Genomic DNA, 23722 nt, shown 5'->3' with positions numbered 1-23722 from the left:
CCTATGCCCCAGAGAACTTTCTTCCCATCTAACGATGCCGATTTACACCCCACTGCGCGCTCGCGTAGAGGCACGCTCAAAGCGACTGCTGCTCTTCTGGCTTTAGTACCTGTGCTGGTAGCTTGCGGAGGCAACGGGGACCGAAAACAAGTCACAGCCTCTGGGCAGGAACATCTTAATGATCGAAAAGATGTGGATATCAATGAGGCTCTGTCCAGTCTTGAAACAGAGCATTCAGCAACGATTAGCTTGGCAGTCTACAACCATAAAGAAGATAAAACCTTCCTCCACCATGCTAATGAGTGGTCTTATGAGGCCTCAATCGTCAAAGTCCCCATAGCTCTCACACTTCTGCGGCGTGCGGTCTTTGAACAGCGCACTCTAACGGAAGAAGAAAAGGCGCTCATCGAGGCTGCTATCAGCTTTTCGGATAACTCCTCAACCACAGAAATATTTAGACAGATTGGCACTACTGGGCCCGGTGCTGACTCAGAGGCAAGCTCTCAATCTCTTAACAAAACCTATGAACTATTGGGTGCTACGATGACTCGCAGCGAGGGCACCTGGGGTAACAACCAAACCTGGGCAGAAGACTACGTCAAGATTATGCGGTTTATCGTAGAAGATATCCACTGGATCAATAAGACCGATGCCGAATACCTCTTAGAAACAATGGATCCGCATGGTTGGTCGCAGCTCTGGGGCGTGGGTTCTCAAAAAGACCAGACTGCTTTTGGAAAGCAGGTCCAGCAGGTCTCTGTTAAAAATGGGTGGATTCAGGACGAGACGGGCACTTGGTACGTCAATTCTGTAGGCGTGGTCCGGACAGAGGATAATACTTTCTCTATAGCCCTGCTCTCTCATGGCTTTAATGATGTAAATATCGGCTACGAAGTTGCCAGTAAAGCTGTGCAAGCCTACTTTGATCATGCCGGCTAATAGTTATTGCCCGGCCCTTCTCTTCTCACCGTGTACTGCTAGGCACCTAGCCTAATGAAGCCCGTTGCTTGGGCTAGAGCGCAGCACACAACCTGACCGGCACGCTGCGCGCCAGCGTCCTTGAGATCGTCAGCAATCCTATCTGTCGTCTCTAATGTCCTGGGTAGCTCACTGACCGAGTCAAAGATGACGGGTGAGTCAAAAGCCTGTTCGAAGAGGGCGGGAAGATTGATGCTGTGATCAAGCAAAGCCTGTGCGTTAGCGATACAGCTCCGAATTTTAGCTTCATTTCTGATCATGGATGTATCGGATAGCATCTGAGAAATATCATGCTCGGTAAGAGAAGCAACAGCCTCTAGAGAAAACCCTTTGAAATGTCTGCTGATCGCTTCTCGCTTACCTAGGACTACGCTCCACCCTAGGCCATTTTGGAAGACTAAAAGACACAGGTGCTCAAACATAGCCTGCTGCGTGCGCGGCACTTTCTGCCATTCTTCAAGGAAATACGTTCGGCTGGGATCATCTCGTACCCAAGAAGGTTCTTTGTGCGGTGTACTTCCCGCTAACTCAGCTTCGATATTTTTATTGACCATGATTGCTCCTCCACAACGGTGTAGAAACAACCTAGGTGGCTCATATGTTGCAGGTCAACGGCTGTGTACAGAGCCTGACACAAACTTTGGTGAGCTTGTCTCTCAATCACCAAATTATTTCAGAAGTCCCAGAAACCTCAGCTCCCCAAGTCCGTAAGTTTATCCACAGTTCCCAGGCTCCTTTCAAGACCTCTTCCTTGAATGTCAGGCTAAAGCTACCCAACCTTTACCCCACTAGCTCAAGGAGGAGCCATGACAGATACCGTGACAGTGAGAGGCTACATTGCCACCGCTCCCACCCAGAAATACCTACCGAAGACTAATATCCCTCTGGCTAATTTCCGATTAGCATCAACTCCACGCTGGTTTGATAATTCAACAGGGCAATGGCGTGAATCAGATACCAACTGGTACACCGTCAATTGTTTCCGGGCACTGGCTCATAATAGTGCCCGCAGTCTTCACGTAGGGCAACCAATTTTGGTGACTGGACGCCTGAAAGTTAAGCAGTTTGAACGCAGTGACGGGTCGCAGGGCACCAGCATTGAAATCGATGCTTCAAGCATCGGCCATGATCTCAACTTTGGAATCGCCCGCTTTGAGCGGGTCTCAGACCGCCGCCCTGAAGCTGGTGACGTTGATAAAAGTTTTGAACAGCAAGTAGAGGGGGAACGCCAACTCGCTCAGACCCAAGTGCCTACCTCCCATGGGAGTGCTAGAACCACAATCCCAGAGGTCTCCCATGCGGTTAATCCTTCTGAGCCCATCAGCGATCGCGTGCAACAGCTGCCCCCAAATTTTGGGCTAAGTGACGCTAAAGAAACCGATGATGCCGCTCTTTCGGTTACCACCTGATGCTGCAACCTTGAAGAAGGCGAGTCTTGCCTCTCCGGGAGAGGCAAGCCGGTGCGCTCTATGGGGATCGGAGCGCACCGCTGAGTCACTTTTCTTTTAGCGTTCGCGATATTCCAGGGGGCGTACAGATTTGGGGAGCGAATAAACTACCCGTAGGTAGGCGTCCTCGACCAGCTCTTCTATGAGTTGTTGGCAAAAGTCAGGATTAGCCGGGGCCTGCAAATCCACCGGCCAAATACTGACCCAATGCAGTTTATTCATATGCCAGCCCGGTTTGATGTTGAAATGTGCTAGCTGTAGCACGCGTGATTCTTCAGGGTCACTTTTGAGAGTGACGATGGGTGCGCCCGGCCCTTCTGTACACATAGCAAAAATCTTGCCGCCCACTTTATAGACTTCATGATCCGGCCCAAAGGGGTGGACCGTTTCACTCTCGCGCAAGCTTTGAGCAAGATTGCGAGCAATTGCTTGAATGTGTTGACCGTCCATAGATGTAGCTTACTGCTATCTTTCTTAACTCCCTTTAGCTGGGAGAAACCTTTGGATAGAATGAGATGGCGCTGAAAACAAGATCTTCGCACACATACCACATCCCCCATTAAAGCTCTTAGAGAGGCGGTTCTCACTACCACGTGTACGCCAACAATATTGACTGGAATAGGCCGGTCGGTGTGCTCTGTTACCTGGATGGCGACTACTGGTTCAACCATCAATCAAAGGTCCATAACCCCTCCGGTAACCGAGACTTACTGGCCATGGCCAGAGTAGCGAACGAACGCAACATGCTTTTTGTGCCGGTTATATCTCCCGATAAGAATGCTGGAGGAGACGGAATTACCTGGTGGGAAAACCTCGACGGTAACGGAGACCGGTTCAGGGGTTTTTGCCACCTGGTTTCAAAGTAGTCATTCGCTCGACCGTAACAACGTATGGGTTATAGGCTACTCCGGTGGAGCAGAAATGATTGGCTTTGAACTCAACGCAGACCGTCCAACAACGTGGAGGACGGGGGCAGCGCGTCCTGGTCGGTGGAGGTAACTCAAACGGTATGTAAACTACCCCAACGCAAGCCTTTAAAGCCCTCCCCATGGACTGGTACGTCGGTGAGCGGGATGAAGTTGGCGTCAGCTGGCCTCTTGACTGGTCAGCACTAGGCGCTGCACGCAGTGGGCAGGGTGTCTACGCTCGTGCAGGCTTTTCCGCGACCCGCTTGACTTACGTCCCAGGTGACCACTACAGCTACCAGTTCGCTCAACTGCTAGAACAGTCTCTCAATAAAGCACAGGCAAGACCATCCAACGCTTATACCCTCGCTGGAGCTATTGGTATCCGCTACCGCACCAGCGGAGGCTCTCAGACCTATGGAGATCCCACCGGCAATGAATACCTAATTTCATCTGGGGGTGTTGTTCAACACTTCACCAAAAACTACTCCATTTACTGGCACCCTAGCGTCGTTGCACACCCGGTCTGGCTCTCAGGGGGTATCGGTGCCAAGTATCGTTCGGCTGGTTACGAGCGAGGCTACGGTTTCCCTAACTCAGAGGAACAAAGAGTAGGTGAGGGCGTCGTACAGAAATTTGCTCGCGCAGACGGTCGAGTAACGGCGCTCTATTGGACACCGCAGCACCACCGCGTTCACGATGTCTGGGAACCCGGGGCTATTGCCGCAAAATTTAGGCGTATGGGTGGCATTAACGCTGTAGGTTTCCGCTCTAGCGATGAAACTTTGATCGTTGGCGGAGGCGTAACTCAAACTTTTCAGCACAGCTACGGTAGAAATACGATCATCGTTTGGTCTGAATCAACAGGTACCACCAGCCTGAACAGTAACGGCGGGCTCTACTGGCACTGGAGGAATAACGGGTACACCACACAATATGGTTTCCCAAAAACAGATGAAACACTTCAAGGCAACGGCACGGTCACCGTTGATTTCTCTAAAGGGTACAGGCTGACCTGGTCACCTAACGGTCGAATCACTGAAAGCCGTATCTAATAAGCCCTTCAGATGGCACCTGTAGCCACAGCTTGCGGACGCCATATTGAGGCACACCAAGAGTAGCTCCGGTGAAAACTGCGTAATTTGACCGCACACGGTAGGCTTAAACGCATGGCTGAATTTATTTACACCATGACCAAAGCCCGCAAAACTGTGGGCGATAAGGTCATTCTTAACGACGTATCAATGTCGTTCTTCCCCGGTGCAAAGATTGGTATGGTCGGCCCTAACGGCGCCGGTAAGTCCACCATCTTGAAAATCATGGCGGGAATCGACACCCCCTCCAACGGCGAAGCACGACTCTCTGACGGTTACACCGTGGGCATCCTCATGCAGGAGCCCCCGCTCAACGAAGAAAAGACCGTCCTGGGCAACGTCCAGGAAGGCGTAGGCGAAATCTATGAAAAGATCGTTCGCTACAACGAAATCTCAGAAGAGATGGCTAACCCAGACGCTGACTTCGACGCGCTCATGGAAGAAATGGGTAAGCTTCAGGAAGCCATTGACGCTGCTAACGCCTGGGATATTGATTCCCAGCTAGAGCAGGCAATGGATGCCCTGCGTTGCCCTCCCGGCGACTCACCCGTGACCCACCTTTCCGGTGGTGAGCGCCGCCGTGTGGCACTCTGCAAGTTATTGCTTCAGAAGCCTGACCTGCTCCTGCTCGATGAGCCCACCAACCACCTGGACGCTGAGTCTGTGCTCTGGCTAGAACAGCACCTGAAGTCCTACGAGGGTGCCGTCATCGCGATTACCCACGACCGCTACTTCCTGGACCACGTTGCCGAGTGGATCGCTGAAATTGACCGCGGTAACCTCTATCCCTACGAAGGCAACTACTCCACCTACCTAGAGAAGAAGCGCGCTCGCCTTGCCGTTCAGGGTAAGAAGGACGCCAAACTCGCCAAGCGTCTTGAAGACGAACTTGAGTGGGTACGCTCCAACACCAAGGGCCGCCAGGCTAAGTCAAAGGCTCGTCTGGCACGCTACGAAGAAATGGCAGCTGAAGCTGAGAAGACCCGCAAGCTGGACTTCGAAGAAATTCAGATTCCGCCCGGACCCCGCCTGGGTAACGTCGTTATCGAAGCCGAAAACCTGCAGAAGGGCTTCGACGGCCGCTCTCTGATTAACGGCCTGTCCTTCTCCCTGCCACGAAACGGCATTGTTGGTGTCATTGGCCCCAACGGTGTGGGTAAATCAACCCTCTTCAAGACCATTGTTGGCCTTGAACCTCTGGACGGCGGTACGCTCAAGGTCGGCGAAACCGTCAAGATTTCTTACGTTGACCAGAACCGCGCCAACATTGACCCTGAAAAGTCGCTGTGGGAGGTCGTCTCTGAAGGTTTGGATTACATCCAGGTTGGTCAGGTAGAAATGCCTTCGCGTGCCTACGTCTCAGCCTTTGGCTTCAAGGGCCCAGACCAGCAGAAGAAGGCAGGTGTGCTTTCCGGTGGTGAGCGTAACCGCCTGAACCTTGCACTGACCCTCAAGCAGGGTGGCAACCTCCTGCTCCTCGACGAACCGACCAACGACCTGGACGTCGAAACCCTGACCTCCCTGGAAAATGCACTGCTGGAATTCCCCGGCTGCGCTGTCGTGGTCTCCCACGACCGGTGGTTCCTCGACAGAGTAGCCACCCACATCCTGGCCTGGGAAGGCACCGAGGACCAGCCCGATAACTGGTACTGGTTCGAGGGTAACTTCGAGTCCTACGAGAAGAACAAGGTAGAGCGTCTAGGCCCCGATGCCGCTAAGCCGCACCGCGTCGTTCACCGTAAATTGACTCGATAAGCTAATCGGCTGAGTAACCGGTGAACGATTCCGCATGATTTTTCATTCCTCGCGCGCTCGGAAAATCACGCTCCATCACCGTAAGCTCACACGATGAGCTAGCCGGGTGCGAGCGCGCGAGCATTTAAGAGGCGAGCGAATAAGGAGCGATGAGCGTAGCGAATTCCTCAAGAGGATTTAGCTAGCTATTCGCCTCTGTTTCAGCAAAGAACCCGCCCCTCCATAACTGATGGAGGGGCGGGTTCTTAATTTATGCAGTTCTAAGATTCATGATGAACTATCAGATCAACGGTATATGGGCAGCCTTAGCATGGCTTCCTGAGCTACCGTTGCGACGTGCTTGCCTGAGGCGGTGAAGATGTTACCGATGGACAGGCCGCGGGCGTCCTGGGCGCTGGGGGATTCCTGCACAAGCAGGAGCCACTGGTCGGCGCGGGCGGGGCGGTGGAACCACATGGCGTGATCCAGCGAGGCTACCTTCATGCCGGGCTCCAGCCAGCTTTTACCGTGGTTGCGCAGCACTGGCTCTAACTGGGTGTAGTCGGACGCATAAGCAAGTGCAGCCTGATGAAGAGTGGGGTCATCGGGGAGCGGCTCAAAGGTTTTGAACCAGACCATGTTGATGGGGGTAGGGGAAACTGCTGGTGAGGTGTAGAGCGGGGTAGTTATGTGGCGCACGTCGAAGGGGCGTGTATAAGCCACTTTTTGTGCCATCGGCAGATTGATGTGGCCCAGCAAATCTGCGGCGGTAGGCAGCGATTCAGGGTCAGGTAAGTTCATAGGGAAATCTGAGCTGTGTTCAGGGCCATTAGCCTCAGACTGGAAGGATGCAATGGCTGAGAAAATGGCTGCCCCATTTTGATATGCCTGAACGCGACGTGTAGCGAAGGACCGGGCTTCATTGAGGTTCTCGACCCCGTAAGAGAGCGGATTGTCTACGTTGCCGGGGCGCAAAAAGTAGCCGTGCAGTGAGTGAATCTGCTTTTTCTCCACGGTGTGCGCTGCGCTCACGATGGCTTGCGCCAGTACCTGACCACCAAAGATACGAGGGGTTTCGCGGGTTAGCGTCACGGCACTAAACACCTGTTCGTGTGCTGACGCTACACCGGGAACGGGGGAGAGCATCTGCACCAGTTTCTGGGTGGGGGATAGTTGATCGAGGTGGTAGGTTTCTTCACTGTTCTTTTCTTCACTCATAGAAACTACTTTCTCATATCTCGTATAGGGTTGTGGGGGTAACTTCTGCCCCAGCCGGCGATAAGAGAGAAATATCTAATGAACGATCAGAGCACTCCGGGGCTTGAAGCCGCGGCAACAGATTCAGCCTACTTTCAACTTCCCGATGCTAAGACTGCCAGGGACTTAGCTACTTTTATCACTCGAGCTAAGTCGGTTGATCCGCAAGCTGCTGTACGTTTGCAGGGCCGCGGGGGCGTCCTGGGTGTTTATGTCTGTACGCTAGCGCCATCTAACCTTTTTGATACTGAAACTCCCACAGTGTTGGGGCTTCGAGCGATTAGTTTGGGGGAAAGCTCGGATCTTGATGTCACCGCTCCGGCTGTAGCCCTCTTAGACCGGCTTGCCCGCATTGAAGAGTCAGGTTTTAGACTGATGGTGCCACCGGTGACTGCCACGGCTCCGTGGGCAGGAATAGCCCCTCCCACCGCAGGCTGGGAAAGAGCGGGCTTTTACCTGTCGGATGATGCCCGGTCTGATGCACGTGCGGGTATTGAGGCTGTTGACAGAGCTCTTCCAGAGAATCCCGGTCACGCCGTAGTGAACACGGTGAGGTCCCGTATCTGGGCGTCCCCGCTCGAGGCCACAGATGCCACGGTAACCCTGCCTATTGGGGTGGCTTTCGCCCTTGAAGTCCTTGGCTTTCTACCACCACGTGCCACTGAGCCCTTGCTCGTCTTTACCAATGGTGATTGGGCTCGTGTGTCGGGTAAGGCCGGGCACGTGCTAGTGCGCACCAAATAACGCTTTACCGGGTACTTCTACTGAGCCCGGTTCTGCATAGCATGTGCTGAACGTTCAAAGTAGTCCCACATTTCAGCGTCGTGCAGGGGTGAGAGATTCAGCGTGTCCATGGCTCGGCGCATGAACTTCAGCCAGGCGTCCCTCTCCTTGGGCCCAACATAAAAAGGAGCGTGCCGCATGCGCAGGCGGGGGTGGCCGCGTTCTGCCTGGTAGTCCTTGGGCCCACCCCAGTACTGTTCAAGGAACATGAAGAGCCGACGTTCTGCCGGTGCTAGATCTTCGTCCGGATACATCGCTCTGAACTCGGGATCAGCTGCTACCTGAGCATAAAACTCGCGGCATAGCTTCTCAAAGACAGGTCTGCCACCTACCTGGTAGTAAAAGGAATTCTGGTTGGTTTCAGCAGCAGGGTGCTGGGCGGCAGGCTGATTGCTGGCGCCCAGGCTGAGAGCGGGGTTGGGTAGGTTGTTCATAGTTCCAGTCTACCGACAGACCAAAAACCAGGGGCAGGGCTTCAGCAACGAAACCCTGCCCCCTTCCTCAGACACGCTGTTTAGATATCAGCTGACTGTACCTTGAGCGCTCGAGCGAGTGCGTCGCGGCACTCAGAGATTTGACGGTGCAAAGACGCCGCGTCCTTGGGGAGCTGGGCGAGGTAGGCTTCAGCCCGTGCCAGGAGCTGTTGGGTATAGACCTTGGGGAAGAGACCCGTGACAATCTGGGTTGAAACCTCGTGGGATCGCTCGCGCCACACCCCTTCGACAGCTGCAAAATACTTCTCAACGTAGTCCTCAGCTAGGTCACGTGAACCGCGGTAAAAGCCCGAGATGGCAGAGCGCTGCACAATATTAGACAGTTCACCGGTTTCAACTACTGCCCGCCAGGTCTCAGCTTTGGCTTCGGCAGTTGGTATCGCTGCCTGTGCAGCTGCGGCAGCCTGCTGGCCGTTTGACGTGTTGTCCTCGGCAAGGGCGGCGTCAATATCAGTTGCAGTGCGGCGTCCTCCAGCTGCCAGTGAACCTAAGAGAACCCAGCTGAGGTCAGTATCAATCTCTAGCCCCTCAAGAGTTTTATCGCCGGTCAACAGAGCCTCAATAGCATCGAGCTGCAAATCGGTGTGGGCTAGGCGGGCAAAGCTGGTCACAAACTGGAACTGATGGTCAGAACCTGCCTCTGCCGCTTGAGCAATCTGCCACATGCGGTTAGCCGCCAGTGCGCGGGTCTCCTCTGCGTGGGAGGGCGCCAAGAAAGCCTTGAGTGCATGTTCGAGGTTGAGCAACTGCACGCGAACAGCGGTGGAGTTGGTCTCTTCAGCAATATTATTGAGCACTAGATTAACGAACTGGCGGGCAGGCATTTCTGCGTCCCGCACCGTATCCCACAGTGAGCCCCACACCACCCCACGAGCCAGCGGTGAATCAATAGCGCCAAGGTGCTGCACAGCGGTTTCCCGTGAACGATCATCCAGACGAATCTTGGCGTAAGCGAGATCCTCATCATTAACCAGGATCAAATCAGGACGCTGCAGCCCGGCAGCTTGGGCAACTTCGGTGGTCTTTCCATCAACATCTAGCTCAATGCGGTCAGTGCATACCAGCGCATCGTTGTCGAGACGGTAGAAGCCAACCACCAGACGGTGGGGGCGTAGGGTCTCATAGCCGTCAGCGTAGCTCTGATGGATCACGAGCTTTTCGATGGTTCCGTCGCTGGCCTCTGCTACCTCGGTGGTCAGGGTATTAACCCCAGCCGTCTCAAGCCAGAGGGAGCTCCATGCTTGAACATTACGACCAGAGGCAGCCTCAAGTTCAACTAGAAGATCATCGAGAACGGTGTTACCCCAGCTGTGCTTCTCAAAGTAGACCTTGAGCCCAGCCATGAAGTTATCTTGACCTACCCAGGCAACCAGCTGGCGTAGCACAGAGGCCCCCTTGGCGTAAGTGATTCCATCGAAATTGACCTGGACATCCTGCAGGTCACGGATGGGGGCAACAATGGGGTGAGTGGATGAGAGCTGATCCTGGTTATAGGCCCAGGTTTTCTCTGAGGCAGAGAAGGTAGCCCACGCTTCAGATGCGAAACGGGTGTTCTCTGCTGCTGCAAGGGTAGACATGAACTCAGCGAAAGATTCATTGAGCCACAGGTCATTCCACCACTTCATGGTGACAAGGTCACCAAACCACATATGGGCCAGTTCATGGAGCACGGTAATGGCGCGGCGCTCCACTACCGCTTCAGTCACCTTTGAACGGAAAATGTAGTTCTCCAAGAAAGTGACAGCACCAGCGTTTTCCATGGCACCAGCGTTGAATTCAGGCACAAAGAGCTGGTCGTACTTCTCAAAGGGGTAGGGGGTAGAGAACTGATCTTCAAAGAACTCGAAGCCCTGGCGGGTGAGCTCAAAGATATCTTCGTGGTCCAGGTACTCCATGAGTGACTTGCGGGCATAGCAACCCAGCTTAATCTCGCGGCCTTCACTATTGGTCAAAGATGAGTGCACCGAATCGTAGGGCCCTGCGATGATGGCGGTGATGTATGAGGAAATGCGAGGGGTGGGTTTAAAGTTCCAGGTCTTGGTTTCCCCAGCGTCCATCACGTTCATCTCAGGCTGGTTAGAGACAACTACCCAGTGGGCCGGGGCGGTGACCACAAATTCAAGTTCAGCCTTAAGATCAGGCTGCTCAAAAACGGGGTACACACGGCGGGAATCAGGCACCTCAAACTGCGAGTAGAGGTAGACCTCGCCGTCCACGGGGTCAACAAAGCGGTGCAGGCCCTCACCGGTGTTGGTGTAGAGCATATCTGCTTCAATAATAAGCACGTTTTTCTCGGCTAGGTTGGGCAAACCAATACGCACACCGTCAGCTAGGTCTAACGGTAGCTGCTCGCCGTTGAGTTCGATGCTGTGAACCGCGTCGGTTATTGCGTCGATGAACGTTTCGCCCCCGGCCACGGCATCAAAATTAACCTGTGTTTTACACCCAAATACCCTTTCGCCGCGGGTGAGATCCAGCTCAATTCGGTAAGAATCGACGTGGGTGACGACCGTTGCGCGTTCTTGCGCTTCGATGCGGGTGAGGTTCATTCCTGGCATGGAAATCCTTTAGACGTGAATAGCTCGATAAAATAATGACGCTGATGAAGCAGCGCGACTACGCAGCAAATAGGCAGGTGATTTAGAATCAAGGTAAAGGCCCTTTGCTCTGCATTTACCATCATTTTAGGTGCTGGTCTGTGAATTTCATAACTTCACGCCGGTGCAGGCAGGTCGCTTGTTCGCTAAACCATCTGAACGGAGAACACCATGCGCGTTCACATTGCAACAGACCACGCAGGTCTTGAATTGAGCCACTTCCTCATCAAGGAACTATCAGCTGCTGGCTATGACATGATTGATCACGGCCCAGAAGAATACGATGCTCTGGACGATTACCCCAGTTTCTGCATCAATGCAGCTCTGGCGGTCAAGGCAGACCGCGATGCTGGCCTGGATTCCCTGGGCATTGTACTGGGAGGCTCTGGCAACGGTGAACAAATGGCAGCTAACAAGGTGCAGGGAATCAGAGCCGCGCTGGCATGGAACCATGACACCGCTGCACTTGCCCGTGAGCACAATAACGCTCAGGTGGTTGCTGTGGGCGGGCGTCAGCACCCCAAGGAAGAGGCTCTAGAAATTATCAAGACCTTCCTCACCACTGAATGGACTAGCGGAGAACGCCACGCTCGCCGCATCAACCAGATGTTGGAGTTTGAGGCAACCGGCGATATTGCCGGTAAAACCATTAACCGCTAGAGCTCGAGGGGGAGTCGTAGCATGCCTGAGGGGCACTCTATCCATCGTTTGGCCCGCCAATTCAACGATGTTTTTGCTGGGCAGAACGTTGCCGTGAGCAGCCCCCAAGGCAGGTTTACTGAGGGTGCGCAGTTGCTGGATGGGCACCGTATCAAGCATGGCTTTGCCCACGGTAAGCACCTTTTCGTGGGCTTTGACAATGAGCTTTACCTCAACGTCCACCTGGGGATCTACGGCGCTTTTAGCTTCGGCGGCGATGAATTCTTCACGGGAGCATCATCGATTGGAGCACCGCGCAAAATAGGTGAAAAAGAAATTCACCAGGTCGGTGTGTTTAGCGCACAACCTCCTGAACCTCGCCCCACCACGCGGGCTAGATTAGTCAGCGACCATGGGTGGGCTGATTTGGTGGGGCCAACGGTGTGCCGGACGCTCACTAGTGATGAGGTGCGCCAGGTGCGCAGCAAACTGGGGCCTGACCCTCTCAACCAGGACGCTGACCCGCACCTCTTTTATGCTGCAGCTGCGAAAACCTCCCGCCCTATCGGCGTGGTGCTCATGGATCAGAAAGCTATCTCGGGGGTGGGCAATATCTTTAGAGCTGAGTCCCTTTACCGGTGCAAAGTTGACCCCTTTAAACCGGGGAAGGAATGTTCAGCCGATGAGCTTGAGGCTCTCTGGCTTGATAACCGACAACTTCTTGAAATCGGTGTGCGCGTGGGCAGAATCATCACCACCGAACCGGAGGACCGCCCTGGTGTCAGTGAAGAGGCCGCATGGCCAGAGCACGCTAACTATGTCTACCAACGTCAGGGGCAAGGGTGCCCCCGCTGCGGTGCGACTATTCGGGTGAAAGAAGTCGCGGCCCGCAAACTTTACTGGTGCCCCGGCTGCCAGGTCTAAAGGGGCGGGTCTCCAGCAAAAATGCTGGCTTATCGCCCGTTAGCATCACTGAGGTTAAAGCCGCGCGTACCATCGTGACACTGCACGCTGTTAGAGCCGGTGCTGGTGCAGGTCATACCCATCCAGCTCAAGGATTGCCCCTCCGGTAGAACGGTTTCGGTTTTGAACCAGGGGTGGGTAGCAGCCCGCCCCTGAGCCTGAATGGAGCGCGGCGCTTCATCCCCGGGTTTCATGGAAACGCTGAGTAAGACCCAGTTCAGTGAATCATCAGTCATGCAGAAGACCCCGTAGGGTTGCATGAGGCAGGCAACTTGAGGGTCAGGCGTTTGAAAGACAAGTGCTGGCTGATCGGCTTCAGCGTAGATGTAAGCGTCCGTTGACGCAGGATCGCCCGTGACGATTTCGGTTGTGGCGATACTGGAAGGATCGATGGTGTAGCCATCTTGGGCAGGGGCGGTAGGGTCCGCCGTAGGTGAGGGAGTCTTAATGCTTGTCTGCTCATCGTGCTCTGCTTCGGAGGTATCTGCGACCGTGGGAGTGGGGGTAACCGTGGTGTTACGGGTCTGGCTGGGAGCTGAGGTGGCTGATTCTGTTACCTCGCTCTGAGGGGCCTGAGAGCAGCCAAAAAGCAGTAGGGGAATAAGTGCTAGGAAAGGTAGACGTTGCTTCAGGTGCGACATGGGAAACCTTTGCTGGATGGTATGCCTAATGAGCAACAGTCTATCCTCTTCCGTAACCCTGTAGAGTTCGAGGTTTACCCCTAACCCTGCTCTTGCTCACCAATAATCTTGAGGATGCTTTGGGCTGCCTTATCAGTTTCTTGCAGAAAGAGAGGATCCGTGCCAGGCATGGGGGAAATCGTTGTATCCGGATGCTGACCGCCGGTAGGTATTCCAATGAGCAGGACGCGCGGATCAAGCTCACCAGCAGGGTTAACCAGTAAACGTGTAGCGGGGTCGGTTTCAGGGGAGCCCGTACCAGCAAAAGCGCGCATTCTGGGCGAAAGTGAAGCGAGCAAAGGGTCATCGGTACGCAGTGCGTTAGGCGTGTGCATCCAAGCATCAACCAGTACATCCCCACTGACTGGAATCTGCTCTGTCGTGGGAGAAGTAACCATCCACTGATTAGATTGAACTGTAATCTGGGGACTGGCTCCGAGGAAGGTGATGAGCCCAGCGTCGACCAGAGCTAGTAGCTGACGGCTGCGGAACGCCGGAGGCCCAGAACCCACCATTTGCCCCATCTTTATGAAGCGGGAAACTTCGGCTTGATCGGAGTAGCGTCCACCTGCACCCAGCATGGAAACGCGTTTTCTCACTGATGAAATAACCCAGAGGGCGTTTTTGAGGGGGCTGGACGCAGCCTGTTCGGCTTGCCGAATATCGTTGGCCAGTGACTCAGCAATAAAGGCAGTCAGTTGATCAGGGTTTCCGGTAAAACCTGACAGGGGGTTGAGCCAGTAATCGATATCAAATTCTGGATCCTGTGCCAGGGCGTCGTGAAGAATTGAGGGGTACACCTCCTTCAAAAAGCAGATGGTATCTGCACCTTCCAGTTGCTCAAAAACAGCATCGAATGCGGGAGTTGAGGCCACCGGGGGCAGACCGGCGTACTCTGATTTGGGCAAGAAGGGGTAACCTCTGCCAGAAGTGACCAGCAGGGCAGGTTCCAGACCTGAAGGCAGGTAGCGAATCCCACCGCGAGCTGTTGAATCTGCGATAAACTGCCCGCCTCGGTCGATGCTGCTGAGAGCTAGAACATCGAAAAAGCCCATTCCCATCCCACGCACCAGAACCTTCTTTCCGCTCGAAGCTGGGGGAAGGGCGGAGAGGTCCTGTTCCAACGGGTTAGCAGGTTTGACCCAGGGGAGGGAAGCCGCGGCAAAGACGGTTTCTTCAGCCGTGGCTGAGGGGGTTACCCATCCCAGGGCTAGAACGGTGGCATCGGAGAGAATAACTGACCCGTCGGCCAGCTCTACTCTGTCCCGCCCCTGGACTTCGGTCAGTGAAACCGCTCGTGTTCGGTGTTTGATGACCTCTACATTTGAGGGCAACCTGTCAAGAGCGATTTCAAAACACCATTGAAGGTAGGCTCCGTAGAGAGCCCGTGAAGGGTTTGATTCAGGCCGGGTGATGGCCAGCTCATCCTCAAAGCTAGCGAGCAAATCAGGAAGGTCAGAGCTAAAAGCCACAGCTTGAGCATGAGCTGGGTAGGAATCGTAGAGAGGATAGGCGGGGGAGTCCCCATCTTCCCTCAGTTCTTGAATCCACTCGTACATCGTCGGGCCAGGTTGGACTGGTCCGCTGACGCTGGCACCTGGCTCGGTGAAGAGGGTAACGGCACCAGCTAGGGTGTTCATGCACAGAGTGCGGGTTTGGTCCGTTTTCCAGACGGCTCCAGCACCAAGTTGGGCAGAATCGACGCAGTGCAGCACAACCTTTGAAGTGACTCCCGCCGCTCCCAGTCGTTCAATAACCGAGATGCCGCGGGGCCCCATTCCCACAATTGTTACGTTTACTACGTCCACATTGATTCCTTTGAATTCTGATGACTAACGTTAGTTTTTTCATGACGAAACGGTGACCGCTCATCCAACCTATCACCGCGATACCACACTCGTTAGAGGGGCGTAATAGTTCGCAACTCTGGCCAATATTGAAGGAAATCACCCGTGGCTTTTACCCGGCGACAATTTGTAACCCTTGTATCAGCAGGTGGCATTTTAGGGGCTGCCGGCTGCGCAGCTGACGGTTCTGAACCTGTTTCTGACACCTCCTTAACCTACCTCGAATCTGCCTTTTTCACCTCCCTCTACCCGCCGTCGGTTGGCTTCTACCCTAATGGTGGGGTCATGAATAATATCGCGGACCGGCTGCTCTATCAGCACCCTGAAACCAAGCAACTACACCCCTGGATTGCTGAAGAACTACCCGAAATCAACCAAGACGGCACCGAATTCACGTTCAGGCTGCGCCGGGGAGTGACCCACTCTGATGGAAGCAGACTCGATGCCCGCAACGTTGCTCGTAACTTTGACCTGTTTGGCCTGGGGGATAAGAACCGAAAACTCACAGTTTCTGAACAAATTACGGGTTACCTCCGCAGTGAAGTGCTCGATGACTATACCGTCAAGTTCTACTTTGAAAAACCTGCCCTAGGTTTTCCGCAAGCAACTAGCTCTATGAACGCAGGGCTACTGTCTGACGCTACTTTGGAGCTAGATAACACTGGGTTCGGGCCGGGAAATGCTACGGAGATTATTGCATCTGGCCCCTTTGTCATCACGGATGAAAAGCTTGGTACCGAACTGGTTCTAGAAGCACGGGGCGATTACGCCTGGGCACCGCCTATCCTTGAGCATCAAGGCAGAGCTAATCTAGACCGGATCACCATTGCCCTTGCGAGTGAAGACTCGGTGCGGGTTGGTGCCCTCATCGCTAACCAGGCCCATATTGCACGGCAGATTGAGGCGCCGGTCGAAGACCACCTGCTTGACCAGGGGCTGAAAATCGTGGCGGCAGCAACCAACGGCGTCAATAACTCCTGGGACCTGCGGTTTCAGCACCCGCTACTTTCTGACATTCGGGTGCGCCGTGCCATCGGCTATGGAATTGACCGCCAGCACATACTCACCACCCTCTTCTCGCCCCGCTACAAGATGGCGACTGGCCCGCTGGCGTCCACCGCGCTGGGCTACGTGGACCACAGCGAGGCCTACCGTTATGACCCTACCGAGGCCCAGCGGCTACTGGATGACGCCGGGTGGGTACCTGGAGAGGACGGCATCCGCACCAAGGGCGGCAACAGACTGTCCCTCACCGTCAATTGGAGCCCCGTCCAGCCCCGCAATAGGGAGCAATCAACGGTCATTCAAGAACAGTTGCGGCGGATAGGCATAGAAATCAACATCTTCCCCGGTGACAGGTCAGCCCAAAGTGCAGCGACTCTGGATCACAACATCATCCAGATCAACTCATCCATGGTAGGACGCGCGGATTACGACGTCATCAAAAGCCAGTACTGCTCAGAAAACCGGGACACCCTGCTCAACCTCAACCCAGATACGCAGACCATCGGCGATCAGGAACTTGAAGACCTCACTTTTGCCGTAGCCCAGGCTGCCAGCGACGAAGAAAGAGCCGCCAACTCAGCCAAGATACAGCAGCTGCTCATCGATAAGGCGTACAGCATCCCTATCTTCGAAGAACCCCAGGTCTTCGGTCTTCAACCCGCGGTCAAAGATTTCATGACTGACCCCATCGGCCGCCCCTCTTTTTACAGCGTAAGAATTGAAAGCTAAAAACCAATGAAAAGCACACAAGTATTACTGAGGGTAGGGCAAGCGATACTGGTTTTGCTGGCAGCATTCACCCTTGCCTTCATCCTGCTCACAGCATTACCCGGAGATGCGGTCACTACCCGTTACTCCAACCCTGAACTTGGTTTGTCAGAGGCTGAAGTTTCCCAGATTAGGGAATCCTACGGCCTAGATCAACCCCTGATTATTCAGTACTTTATGACGCTGGCCAATTTTTTGACGGGTAACTTTGGATACTCTGTTAATTCAGGCACCACGGTCAGCAATCTGATGAAATCAGCACTGCCAGGTACCCTAACTCTGGCTTTCTTAGCCTTCGCTGCGTCCATAGTGCTAGCTTTTTGCATTGCATTTGCCTCGACGTTGCCTGGACTGGGCTGGCTCAGGCGCACGGTCAGAGCACTTCCGGCCTTCATGAGTTCAATCCCCAGTTTCCTCATCGGTATCGTGCTCATTCAGATGATCTCCTTCCAGCTCGGCTGGGTACCTGTCTACGGTGCAAGCAACATACAGGACCTTATTCTGCCCGTGCTCACCCTAGCCGTTCCCATCTCAGCCCCGCTTGCCCAAGTGCTGGTCCGCAGCATCGATGAAGTGTACCCCCAACCCTTCGTGCAGGTTATCCGAGCCAGGGGAGCTAGCGAACGGTGGATCTTCTTCCGCGATGTGCTACGCAATGCCATGATGCCCGCTATCACCATCGCCGGGGTTCTTTTTGGCGAACTGGTCAGCGGGGCCGTGGTCACTGAAGCCGTCTTTGGACGCGCCGGGCTAGGAAACCTTACCGTGCAAGCTGTTGCTAACCGAGACACCCCTGTCCTGCTCGCAGTAGTTGTCACCGCAGCTACCGCCTACATCATCATTAATCTCATCGTCGATCTGCTCTACCCGGTCCTCGACCCCCGACTGCGCAGTAAGGCAAACTCATGAAAACTGCCTACACCAAACCCACAGCACTTCTTGCTTACCTTATTTTGGCGACAGCCATCCTGTGGGCACTAGCCCCGGGGCTCTTCACGCAGGGGGACCCCATTATCGGTGATGATCGAGCCCTGCTAGCACCCAGCGCCACCCACTGGTTTGGCACAGACTCCGTGGGTAGAGACCTCTATACCAGGGTGATCTATGGAGCGCGCAACTCACTGCTCGGCGCTCTAGTCGCCGTCCTCGTTGGCCTCATCATCGGTACCTTCCTTGGTGTCATTGCAGGCACCTTACGCGGTAAAGCAGAGACAATTATCATGCGAACAGTAGACGTTCTGCTCTCCATCCCATCTTTGCTCCTGAGCCTTGCCGTCCTCATCCTGCTCGGTTTCGGCACCATGAACGCAGCCATCGCTGTAGGTGTTACCTCCATTGCAATGTTCGCACGGCTGGTGCGCTCCCAGGTGCTGTCCGTGGTCTCAAGCGACTACGTTGAAGCAGCCTATGGAGTAGGTTCCACCCGCACCGCCGTCCTCATCAGGCATGTCCTGCCCAACTCCCTAACCCCGGTTCTGGCTCTGGTTGCCCTGCAATTCGCCTCGGCCCTGCTTCAACTGGCAACTCTAGGGTTTCTGGGCTACGGCACCCCGCCGCCCACTCCGGAATGGGGGCTACTCATTGCAGACTCCCGCGCCTACCTCGCCACCAGCTGGTGGCTGACCCTGCTACCCGGTGCTGTCATCGTTGCCGTTGTGCTAGCTGCAAACCATATCAGCCACATCATTAATCAGGAGGGGCAAGCATGAGCCTACTCAACGTTACCGACCTCAACGTCAGCTACACCACCTCATCGGGTACAGTTCAGGCTGTTCACGGAATTAATCTGACCGTAGAACGCGGCCAAACCACCGCGATTGTGGGGGAATCTGGCTCCGGTAAATCAACCAGCGCCCTGGCAATCATCGGCTTGCTGCCAGATAACGCTTCAGTATCAGCAGGTGCCATTACACTCACCGACCAGCCCGTGACACCTGTTATGAGGGGGAAAAGGGTAGGGCTGATTCCCCAAGACCCAACAAACTCCCTCAACCCCACCAAAACCATCGGTGAATCCGTGGCTGAAGGTCTGAGAATTCACGGCCATGCTCATGTGAAATCTAAAGTGTTAAGACTGCTTGAAAAGGTGGGTATTGATCAACCCGAAATACGCTACAAGCAGTACCCCCATGAGTTATCGGGTGGCATGAACCAGCGCGTCCTCATCGCAGCGGCACTCGCTCTCGAGCCAGATCTGTTGATCGCCGATGAACCAACCAGTGCCCTCGATGTGACCGTGCAGAAGGTAATCCTTGATCTTCTAGACCAGATGCGTGAAGAGCTGGGCATCGGAATTCTACTGATCACCCATGATTTGGCGGTTGCTGGGGACAGAGCCCACCGCATCGTCGTCATGCAACAGGGAGCAGTCGTTGAAGAAGGTCTTGCAGCTCATGTCTTAGCCAACCCGCGGCAGCCCTATACCCAGCGGCTACTTGCCGATGCTCCCTCACTAGCCACCGGCTCACAGGCTCCTCTTAGACCCTCTACTAGAGAAGAGGAGATCATACTCAGCGTCGAAAATCTGGGGCAGGTCTATGGCAACTTTACCGCTTTAGAAGGTTTGAGCTTCGAGGTTACCCGGGGGAGCACCCACGCTATTGTAGGGGAATCAGGTTCGGGTAAAACGACAGCGGCCCGAGCCATTGCTGGCTTGCTCACACCGTCCTCAGGGCAGATTACCCTGGATGGCGTGAAGCTAAAACCCTCTCGTGCCCTCCGCCAAAAAGTGCAGATGGTATACCAAAACCCCTACTCATCACTGAACCCGCGGCAGACTATAGGTAAGGCCATTGGCGAGGGGCTGGTGAATTTTACTAATCTTACGAAGAAGCAAATCCAACAAAGGGTTCAGGACTATCTAGAACTTGTCTCGTTGAGCCCCGAGCTAGCCAACCGTCGTCCGCGGGAACTTTCAGGTGGGCAACGCCAGCGAGTTGCAATTGCCAGAGCGCTTATTCTTGAACCCGATGTGGTGGTATTGGATGAAGCGGTTTCAGCGCTGGATGTAACCGTTCAGGCACAAATCCTGCGCTTGCTTGAAAAGCTTCAGCAAGAGCTTGGACTGACCTACCTCTTTATTTCCCACGATTTAGCTGTGGTGCGTCAAATATCGGATACCGTGACGGTGATGAGCCGGGGGCGGCAGGTAGAGCACGGAGAGACCGCCCACGTCTTTACCAACCCTCAGTCAGACTTCACCCGCACCTTACTCGGGGCAATCCCAGGTGCTAGCTATCGTCACGGCAACTACAACCTGGGGCTCTAAGAAGCAACTGCTAAGAGGATACAAAATGGATATTATTAACTTCTTATCAGGCACAGACCTGGCTGAACGCAATGATCGGCTCCAGGCAAAAGACAATGCCCAACTTAGTTTTGAGGCACTTTTGGAGGGAGAGCTGCCAGAACGCTACGCTGTCGCAGCATTTGTTGCTGGTCTGCACCGGTCCCCAGTAGCTGAATTTTATTTTGATCTTCTAGGCGATGAAAACCCAGGCCTGATGCAACCTGTGGCTGAGGCTGTAGCTGCCGGTTTGAACACCTGGGGTAGCGGACCGGCAGAGCAGGGGCAGGCACGATGGTTCTCAGCCGCAACCCTACCTCATGCCGATGCTCTCGGCCAGCGACTGGTAGCTGCACTAGATTTCTCCCACTTCCTCGTCTTTAACCCTGTTGATAGCACCCCGGAGCGGCTAGCGGCTTTGGCCAAGGTTTTTACTGAAGACGAGACCGTTACTGTGGCTCAGTTGGTTTCTTTTCTGGCCTTTCAGCTGCGAGTGGTGCACGGGCTAGTCGTGCTGGACGGGCGAGAGACTGCGCCGTTACCGGCCCCTGCCTCCACTGCACCTGCTATTACCGTGGCCAGTGATGAGGGTAGCGCACCCACGGCACTAACTGGGGGAGTGTATGAGGTGCTGACCTACCCCCACCTGGTGGAACCTAGCCACTTTGTACACCATTCATTGGGCTGGAAACCCTGGGTGCCGATTCTGGGCGAAGAGGAACTGACGGAAGCGCACCTGGAGGCCATGATTCTTCCGGAACGGGCTAAATCAGCCTATTTCAGGCTATTAGCCAGGGACCCTCAAGCGCTCAAAGCACGAACCTTGACCGACCTCGATATCTTTTACAACATTGACACCGGAATTGGGCGGGCTGAGCGGGAGCTTGCTGCGACTGTTGCTTCCCGGCTCAACGGTTGCATCTATTGCGCTTCTGTTCATTCGGCTCGTACCCTCGAAGAATCAACAGGTAGGGTTGCTGACGTAGAGCGGCTGCTGGACCAGGGTGTTGGAGCTGATCTGGGGTCAGATACCTGGAATGCTATCCGTGATACTACCGTTGCACTGACTCGCACCCCCATCGATTTCGGGCAGCGCCATGTGCATCAGCTGAAGGCATTAGGGCTTGAGACCGGTGATATGATTGACATCATTAACGCTGCTGCCTTCTTTAACTGGGCTAACCGGCTGATGCTATCTTTGGGTGCCGCAGAAGTACCGCGCCGTTTCCGAAACCACTAGGTGCCCCCTCTAGCTGTAGGGGTGCATCTTCGCCTACCGCTCAAGCGCGTTGTTCTACAAGGCAAAAAGACCCGGTACGCGTTACAGCTACCGGGTCTTAGGTGGAGGGGATGACGGGAATCGAACCCGCGTAATCAGTTTGGAAGACTGAGGCTTTACCATTAAGCTACATCCCCGAATATTTAGTTATGTCCTTGAAGGACTTGTTCAAGTAAACACGCATTTGGGCTACATGTCAAATGCTGATGGTGTTGGTTTAAGGGGCGTGATTGACCGATTGGAAGACACGCTGAGAGCATAACCAAAACCTGGGTTAGGTAAAACTGCGGTGAACAGGTAAACTCATATTTGCTTCCGTGCAAAACGGGGTGTGGCGTAGCTTGGCTAGCGCGCCTGCTTTGGGAGCAGGAGATCGCAGGTTCGAATCCTGTCACCCCGACGTGAATAACGCGAGACCCGCCGGAAACGGCGGGTCTTTTGCTTTATTCCCGCAAACCAAGATATATCACCGCTCAAACCCGAGCTGTGGTCCCATCAATTATCAGGAGATCAACGGACGTGAAGACTGCCGTCGAGAAGATCAACCCGACCCTCGCAAAGATTGAGGTCGAGGTCCCCTTCGCTGAGTTCAAGCCTTACCTTGACCGCGCTTACAAGACCCTGGCAGGACAGATTAATGTTCCCGGCTTCCGTAAGGGCAAGACCCCCAAGGCTCTCATCGAGCAGCGTGCAGGCTTCGATTTCATCGTTGAAAACGCACTGAACGAGGCACTGAACAGCTACTACTCACAGGCTCTGGCCGAGAATGACCTGACCCCCTTGGCTCAGCCTGAGCTGGACATCATTTCCAAGCCTGAAGAGGACGCTCGCGAAGCTGACCTCAAGCTGGCTATCGAGGTTACCGTTCGGCCCGAAATTGAGCTGCCCTCCTATGAAGGTATCAAGGTTGAGGTTGCAAACGTAGAGGTTTCAGAGGACGACGAAAAGCAGGCACTGGATGCCCTGCGCGGTCGCTTCGGCACCCTCAAGACCATTGAGCGCCCTGCCGCTAACGACGACTTCCTGACCATCAACATTGCTGCTGAAATTGACGGTGAAGAGGTTGACGCTGCTAACGACCTGTCCTACCAGGTAGGCTCGGGCACCATGCTGGATGGCCTGGATGAAGCTGTTCTGGGTCTCTCCGCTGACGAAGACGCTACCTTCACCACCAAGCTGGCTGGCGGCGAGCACGCCGGCGAGGAAGCAACCGTCAAGGTTAAGGTCACCGCCGTTAAGGAACGTGAATTGCCCGAGGCAGACGACGACTTCGCTCAGCTGGCATCAGAGTTCGACACCATCGACGAGTTGAAGGCTGATTTGGCTAAGCAGGCCGCAGAGTCAAAGGTTGCTGAGCAGGGCTCAGAGGCACGCGACAAGGTTCTGGAAGCTCTGGTTGAGCTTGTTGAGATTCCAGTGCCTGAGAAGGTTATTGATGAGCAGGTGGAGCAGCACTTCAGCGCTCCCGGTTCAGAGGATGACCACGACAGCGAAGAGCACCGCGCTGAGGTTCGTGAAAACACCATCGCGGCTTTCAAGAACGAAATCATCCTCGATGCTATTGCTGAGAAGGAAGATGTATCCGTTGAGCAGTCAGAGCTTATCGACTACATCATCACCATGTCACAGCAGTACGGCATGGACCCCAACCAGTTCGCTCAGATGCTGGATGGTTCCGGCCAGTCCGGCATGATCGTCGGCGAGGTTCGCCGTTCAAAGGCTCTGGCTGCAGTTCTCGCCAAGGCTGAGGTTAAGGACGCTGACGGCAAGGCTGTTGACCTGACCTCATTCCTGGGTCAGAACGAAGAGGCTGCTTCAGCTGAGTAGTCTTAGCGCTTCAAGCTAACAAGAAAACGCCCCCACCGAGAAATCGGGTGGGGGCGTTTTTTCGTTAAGTTGGTGCGATAATGGATTAGGTTACAAAAATGTGACATAAAGAGGGCTTTATATTTGAAATAGGTCTAC

At 54.5% G+C, this 23722-nt stretch carries 21 protein-coding genes and 2 tRNA genes; 15 read left to right on the top strand and 8 right to left on the bottom strand.

The window, feature by feature from the left end; genetic code table 11:
- Positions 1-3 precede the first annotated feature (3 nt).
- A complete protein-coding gene (locus tag L6990_RS10655; protein ID WP_237204105.1) occupies positions 4-939 on the top strand; it encodes a class A beta-lactamase-related serine hydrolase in 936 nt (311 codons plus the stop codon).
- Positions 940-977: 38 nt separating this feature from the next.
- On the opposite strand, the gene L6990_RS10650 is transcribed toward L6990_RS10655, so the two are convergent.
- Entirely contained in the window at positions 978-1532 is a 555-nt protein-coding gene (locus L6990_RS10650; protein ID WP_237204104.1) for a DNA-3-methyladenine glycosylase I, read from the bottom strand.
- 252 nt (positions 1533-1784) lie between these two features.
- Here L6990_RS10650 and L6990_RS10645 point away from each other — a divergent pair, with 252 nt between their 5' ends.
- Positions 1785-2387 carry a single-stranded DNA-binding protein gene (locus L6990_RS10645; RefSeq protein WP_237204103.1) on the top strand — a complete coding sequence of 201 codons (603 nt, stop codon included), beginning with the start codon at positions 1785-1787 and terminating at the stop codon, positions 2385-2387.
- A gap of 96 nt (positions 2388-2483) precedes the next feature.
- Here L6990_RS10645 and L6990_RS10640 read toward each other — a convergent pair whose 3' ends face one another.
- Entirely contained in the window at positions 2484-2876 is a 393-nt protein-coding gene (locus L6990_RS10640; protein WP_237204102.1) for an MmcQ/YjbR family DNA-binding protein, read from the bottom strand.
- 143 nt (positions 2877-3019) lie between these two features.
- Here L6990_RS10640 and L6990_RS10635 point away from each other — a divergent pair, with 143 nt between their 5' ends.
- From L6990_RS10635 to ettA, 3 genes are all read left to right on the top strand, one after another.
- A complete protein-coding gene (locus tag L6990_RS10635; RefSeq protein ID WP_237204101.1) occupies positions 3020-3292 on the top strand; it encodes a hypothetical protein in 273 nt (90 codons plus the stop codon).
- A gap of 182 nt (positions 3293-3474) precedes the next feature.
- Positions 3475-4386 (top strand): LGFP repeat-containing protein, encoded by a 912-nt coding sequence (locus tag L6990_RS10630; RefSeq protein ID WP_237204100.1) that lies wholly within the window; start codon positions 3475-3477, stop codon positions 4384-4386.
- A gap of 114 nt (positions 4387-4500) precedes the next feature.
- Positions 4501-6180, top strand: coding sequence for an energy-dependent translational throttle protein EttA (gene ettA / locus L6990_RS10625; protein WP_237204099.1), 1680 nt, complete (start codon positions 4501-4503; stop codon positions 6178-6180).
- Positions 6181-6465: 285 nt separating this feature from the next.
- Here ettA and L6990_RS10620 read toward each other — a convergent pair whose 3' ends face one another.
- On the bottom strand, positions 6466-7377 hold the full coding sequence (locus L6990_RS10620) for an acyl-CoA thioesterase (protein ID WP_237204098.1): 912 nt from the start codon (positions 7375-7377) through the stop codon (positions 6466-6468).
- Between the two features lie 78 nt (positions 7378-7455).
- On the opposite strand from L6990_RS10620, the gene L6990_RS10615 reads away from it, so the two are divergent.
- Positions 7456-8160, top strand: a complete 705-nt coding sequence (locus tag L6990_RS10615) for a hypothetical protein (RefSeq protein WP_237204097.1) — start codon at positions 7456-7458, stop codon at positions 8158-8160.
- A gap of 17 nt (positions 8161-8177) precedes the next feature.
- Here the strand turns inward: L6990_RS10615 and L6990_RS10610 are convergent, their stop codons facing one another.
- Both L6990_RS10610 and pepN read right to left on the bottom strand, forming a co-directional pair.
- Positions 8178-8633 (bottom strand): globin, encoded by a 456-nt coding sequence (locus tag L6990_RS10610; RefSeq protein ID WP_237204096.1) that lies wholly within the window; start codon positions 8631-8633, stop codon positions 8178-8180.
- Positions 8634-8713: 80 nt separating this feature from the next.
- Positions 8714-11251: an aminopeptidase N gene (pepN, locus tag L6990_RS10605; protein ID WP_237204095.1), complete on the bottom strand. Its 2538-nt coding sequence runs from the start codon at positions 11249-11251 to the stop codon at positions 8714-8716.
- A 210-nt stretch (positions 11252-11461) separates the two neighbouring features.
- Here pepN and L6990_RS10600 point away from each other — a divergent pair, with 210 nt between their 5' ends.
- Positions 11462-11950: a ribose-5-phosphate isomerase gene (locus L6990_RS10600; RefSeq protein WP_237204094.1), complete on the top strand. Its 489-nt coding sequence runs from the start codon at positions 11462-11464 to the stop codon at positions 11948-11950.
- Positions 11951-11971: 21 nt separating this feature from the next.
- Entirely contained in the window at positions 11972-12853 is an 882-nt protein-coding gene (locus tag L6990_RS10595; RefSeq protein WP_237204093.1) for an Fpg/Nei family DNA glycosylase, read from the top strand.
- Positions 12854-12882: 29 nt separating this feature from the next.
- Here the strand turns inward: L6990_RS10595 and L6990_RS10590 are convergent, their stop codons facing one another.
- A complete protein-coding gene (locus L6990_RS10590) occupies positions 12883-13533 on the bottom strand; it encodes a hypothetical protein (RefSeq protein ID WP_237204092.1) in 651 nt (216 codons plus the stop codon).
- Between the two features lie 80 nt (positions 13534-13613).
- Positions 13614-15380, bottom strand: a complete 1767-nt coding sequence (locus L6990_RS10585) for an FAD/NAD(P)-binding protein (protein ID WP_237204091.1) — start codon at positions 15378-15380, stop codon at positions 13614-13616.
- 144 nt (positions 15381-15524) lie between these two features.
- Here L6990_RS10585 and L6990_RS10580 point away from each other — a divergent pair, with 144 nt between their 5' ends.
- Genes L6990_RS10580 through L6990_RS10560 form a run of 5 tightly spaced genes read left to right on the top strand, consistent with a single transcriptional unit; the run spans position 15525 to position 21718 of the window.
- Entirely contained in the window at positions 15525-17153 is a 1629-nt protein-coding gene (locus tag L6990_RS10580) for a TIGR04028 family ABC transporter substrate-binding protein (RefSeq protein ID WP_237204090.1), read from the top strand.
- 6 nt (positions 17154-17159) lie between these two features.
- On the top strand, positions 17160-18101 hold the full coding sequence (locus L6990_RS10575; RefSeq protein ID WP_237204089.1) for an ABC transporter permease: 942 nt from the start codon (positions 17160-17162) through the stop codon (positions 18099-18101).
- Positions 18098-18901, top strand: coding sequence for an ABC transporter permease (locus L6990_RS10570; protein ID WP_237204088.1), 804 nt, complete (start codon positions 18098-18100; stop codon positions 18899-18901). Before L6990_RS10575 ends, L6990_RS10570 begins: the two co-directional genes overlap by 4 nt.
- A complete protein-coding gene (locus L6990_RS10565) occupies positions 18898-20460 on the top strand; it encodes a dipeptide ABC transporter ATP-binding protein (RefSeq protein WP_237204087.1) in 1563 nt (520 codons plus the stop codon). Before L6990_RS10570 ends, L6990_RS10565 begins: the two co-directional genes overlap by 4 nt.
- A 25-nt stretch (positions 20461-20485) precedes the next feature.
- Positions 20486-21718, top strand: coding sequence for an alkylhydroperoxidase domain protein (locus L6990_RS10560; protein ID WP_237204086.1), 1233 nt, complete (start codon positions 20486-20488; stop codon positions 21716-21718).
- Positions 21719-21820: 102 nt separating this feature from the next.
- On the opposite strand, the gene L6990_RS10555 is transcribed toward L6990_RS10560, so the two are convergent.
- Positions 21821-21894 (bottom strand) — tRNA-Gly (locus tag L6990_RS10555).
- Positions 21895-22082: 188 nt separating this feature from the next.
- On the opposite strand from L6990_RS10555, the gene L6990_RS10550 reads away from it, so the two are divergent.
- Both L6990_RS10550 and tig read left to right on the top strand, forming a co-directional pair.
- Positions 22083-22157: transfer RNA gene (locus L6990_RS10550), tRNA-Pro, on the top strand.
- Positions 22158-22276: 119 nt separating this feature from the next.
- Positions 22277-23584, top strand: coding sequence for a trigger factor (gene tig, locus L6990_RS10545; protein ID WP_237204085.1), 1308 nt, complete (start codon positions 22277-22279; stop codon positions 23582-23584).
- The last annotated feature ends 138 nt before the right edge of the window (positions 23585-23722 follow it).

It is taken from the genome of Rothia endophytica (genome assembly GCF_928381505.1).
Classification (GTDB): Bacteria; Actinomycetota; Actinomycetes; order Actinomycetales; family Micrococcaceae; genus Rothia; species Rothia endophytica_A.
This window is presented reverse-complemented; position numbering and strand designations above follow the sequence as displayed.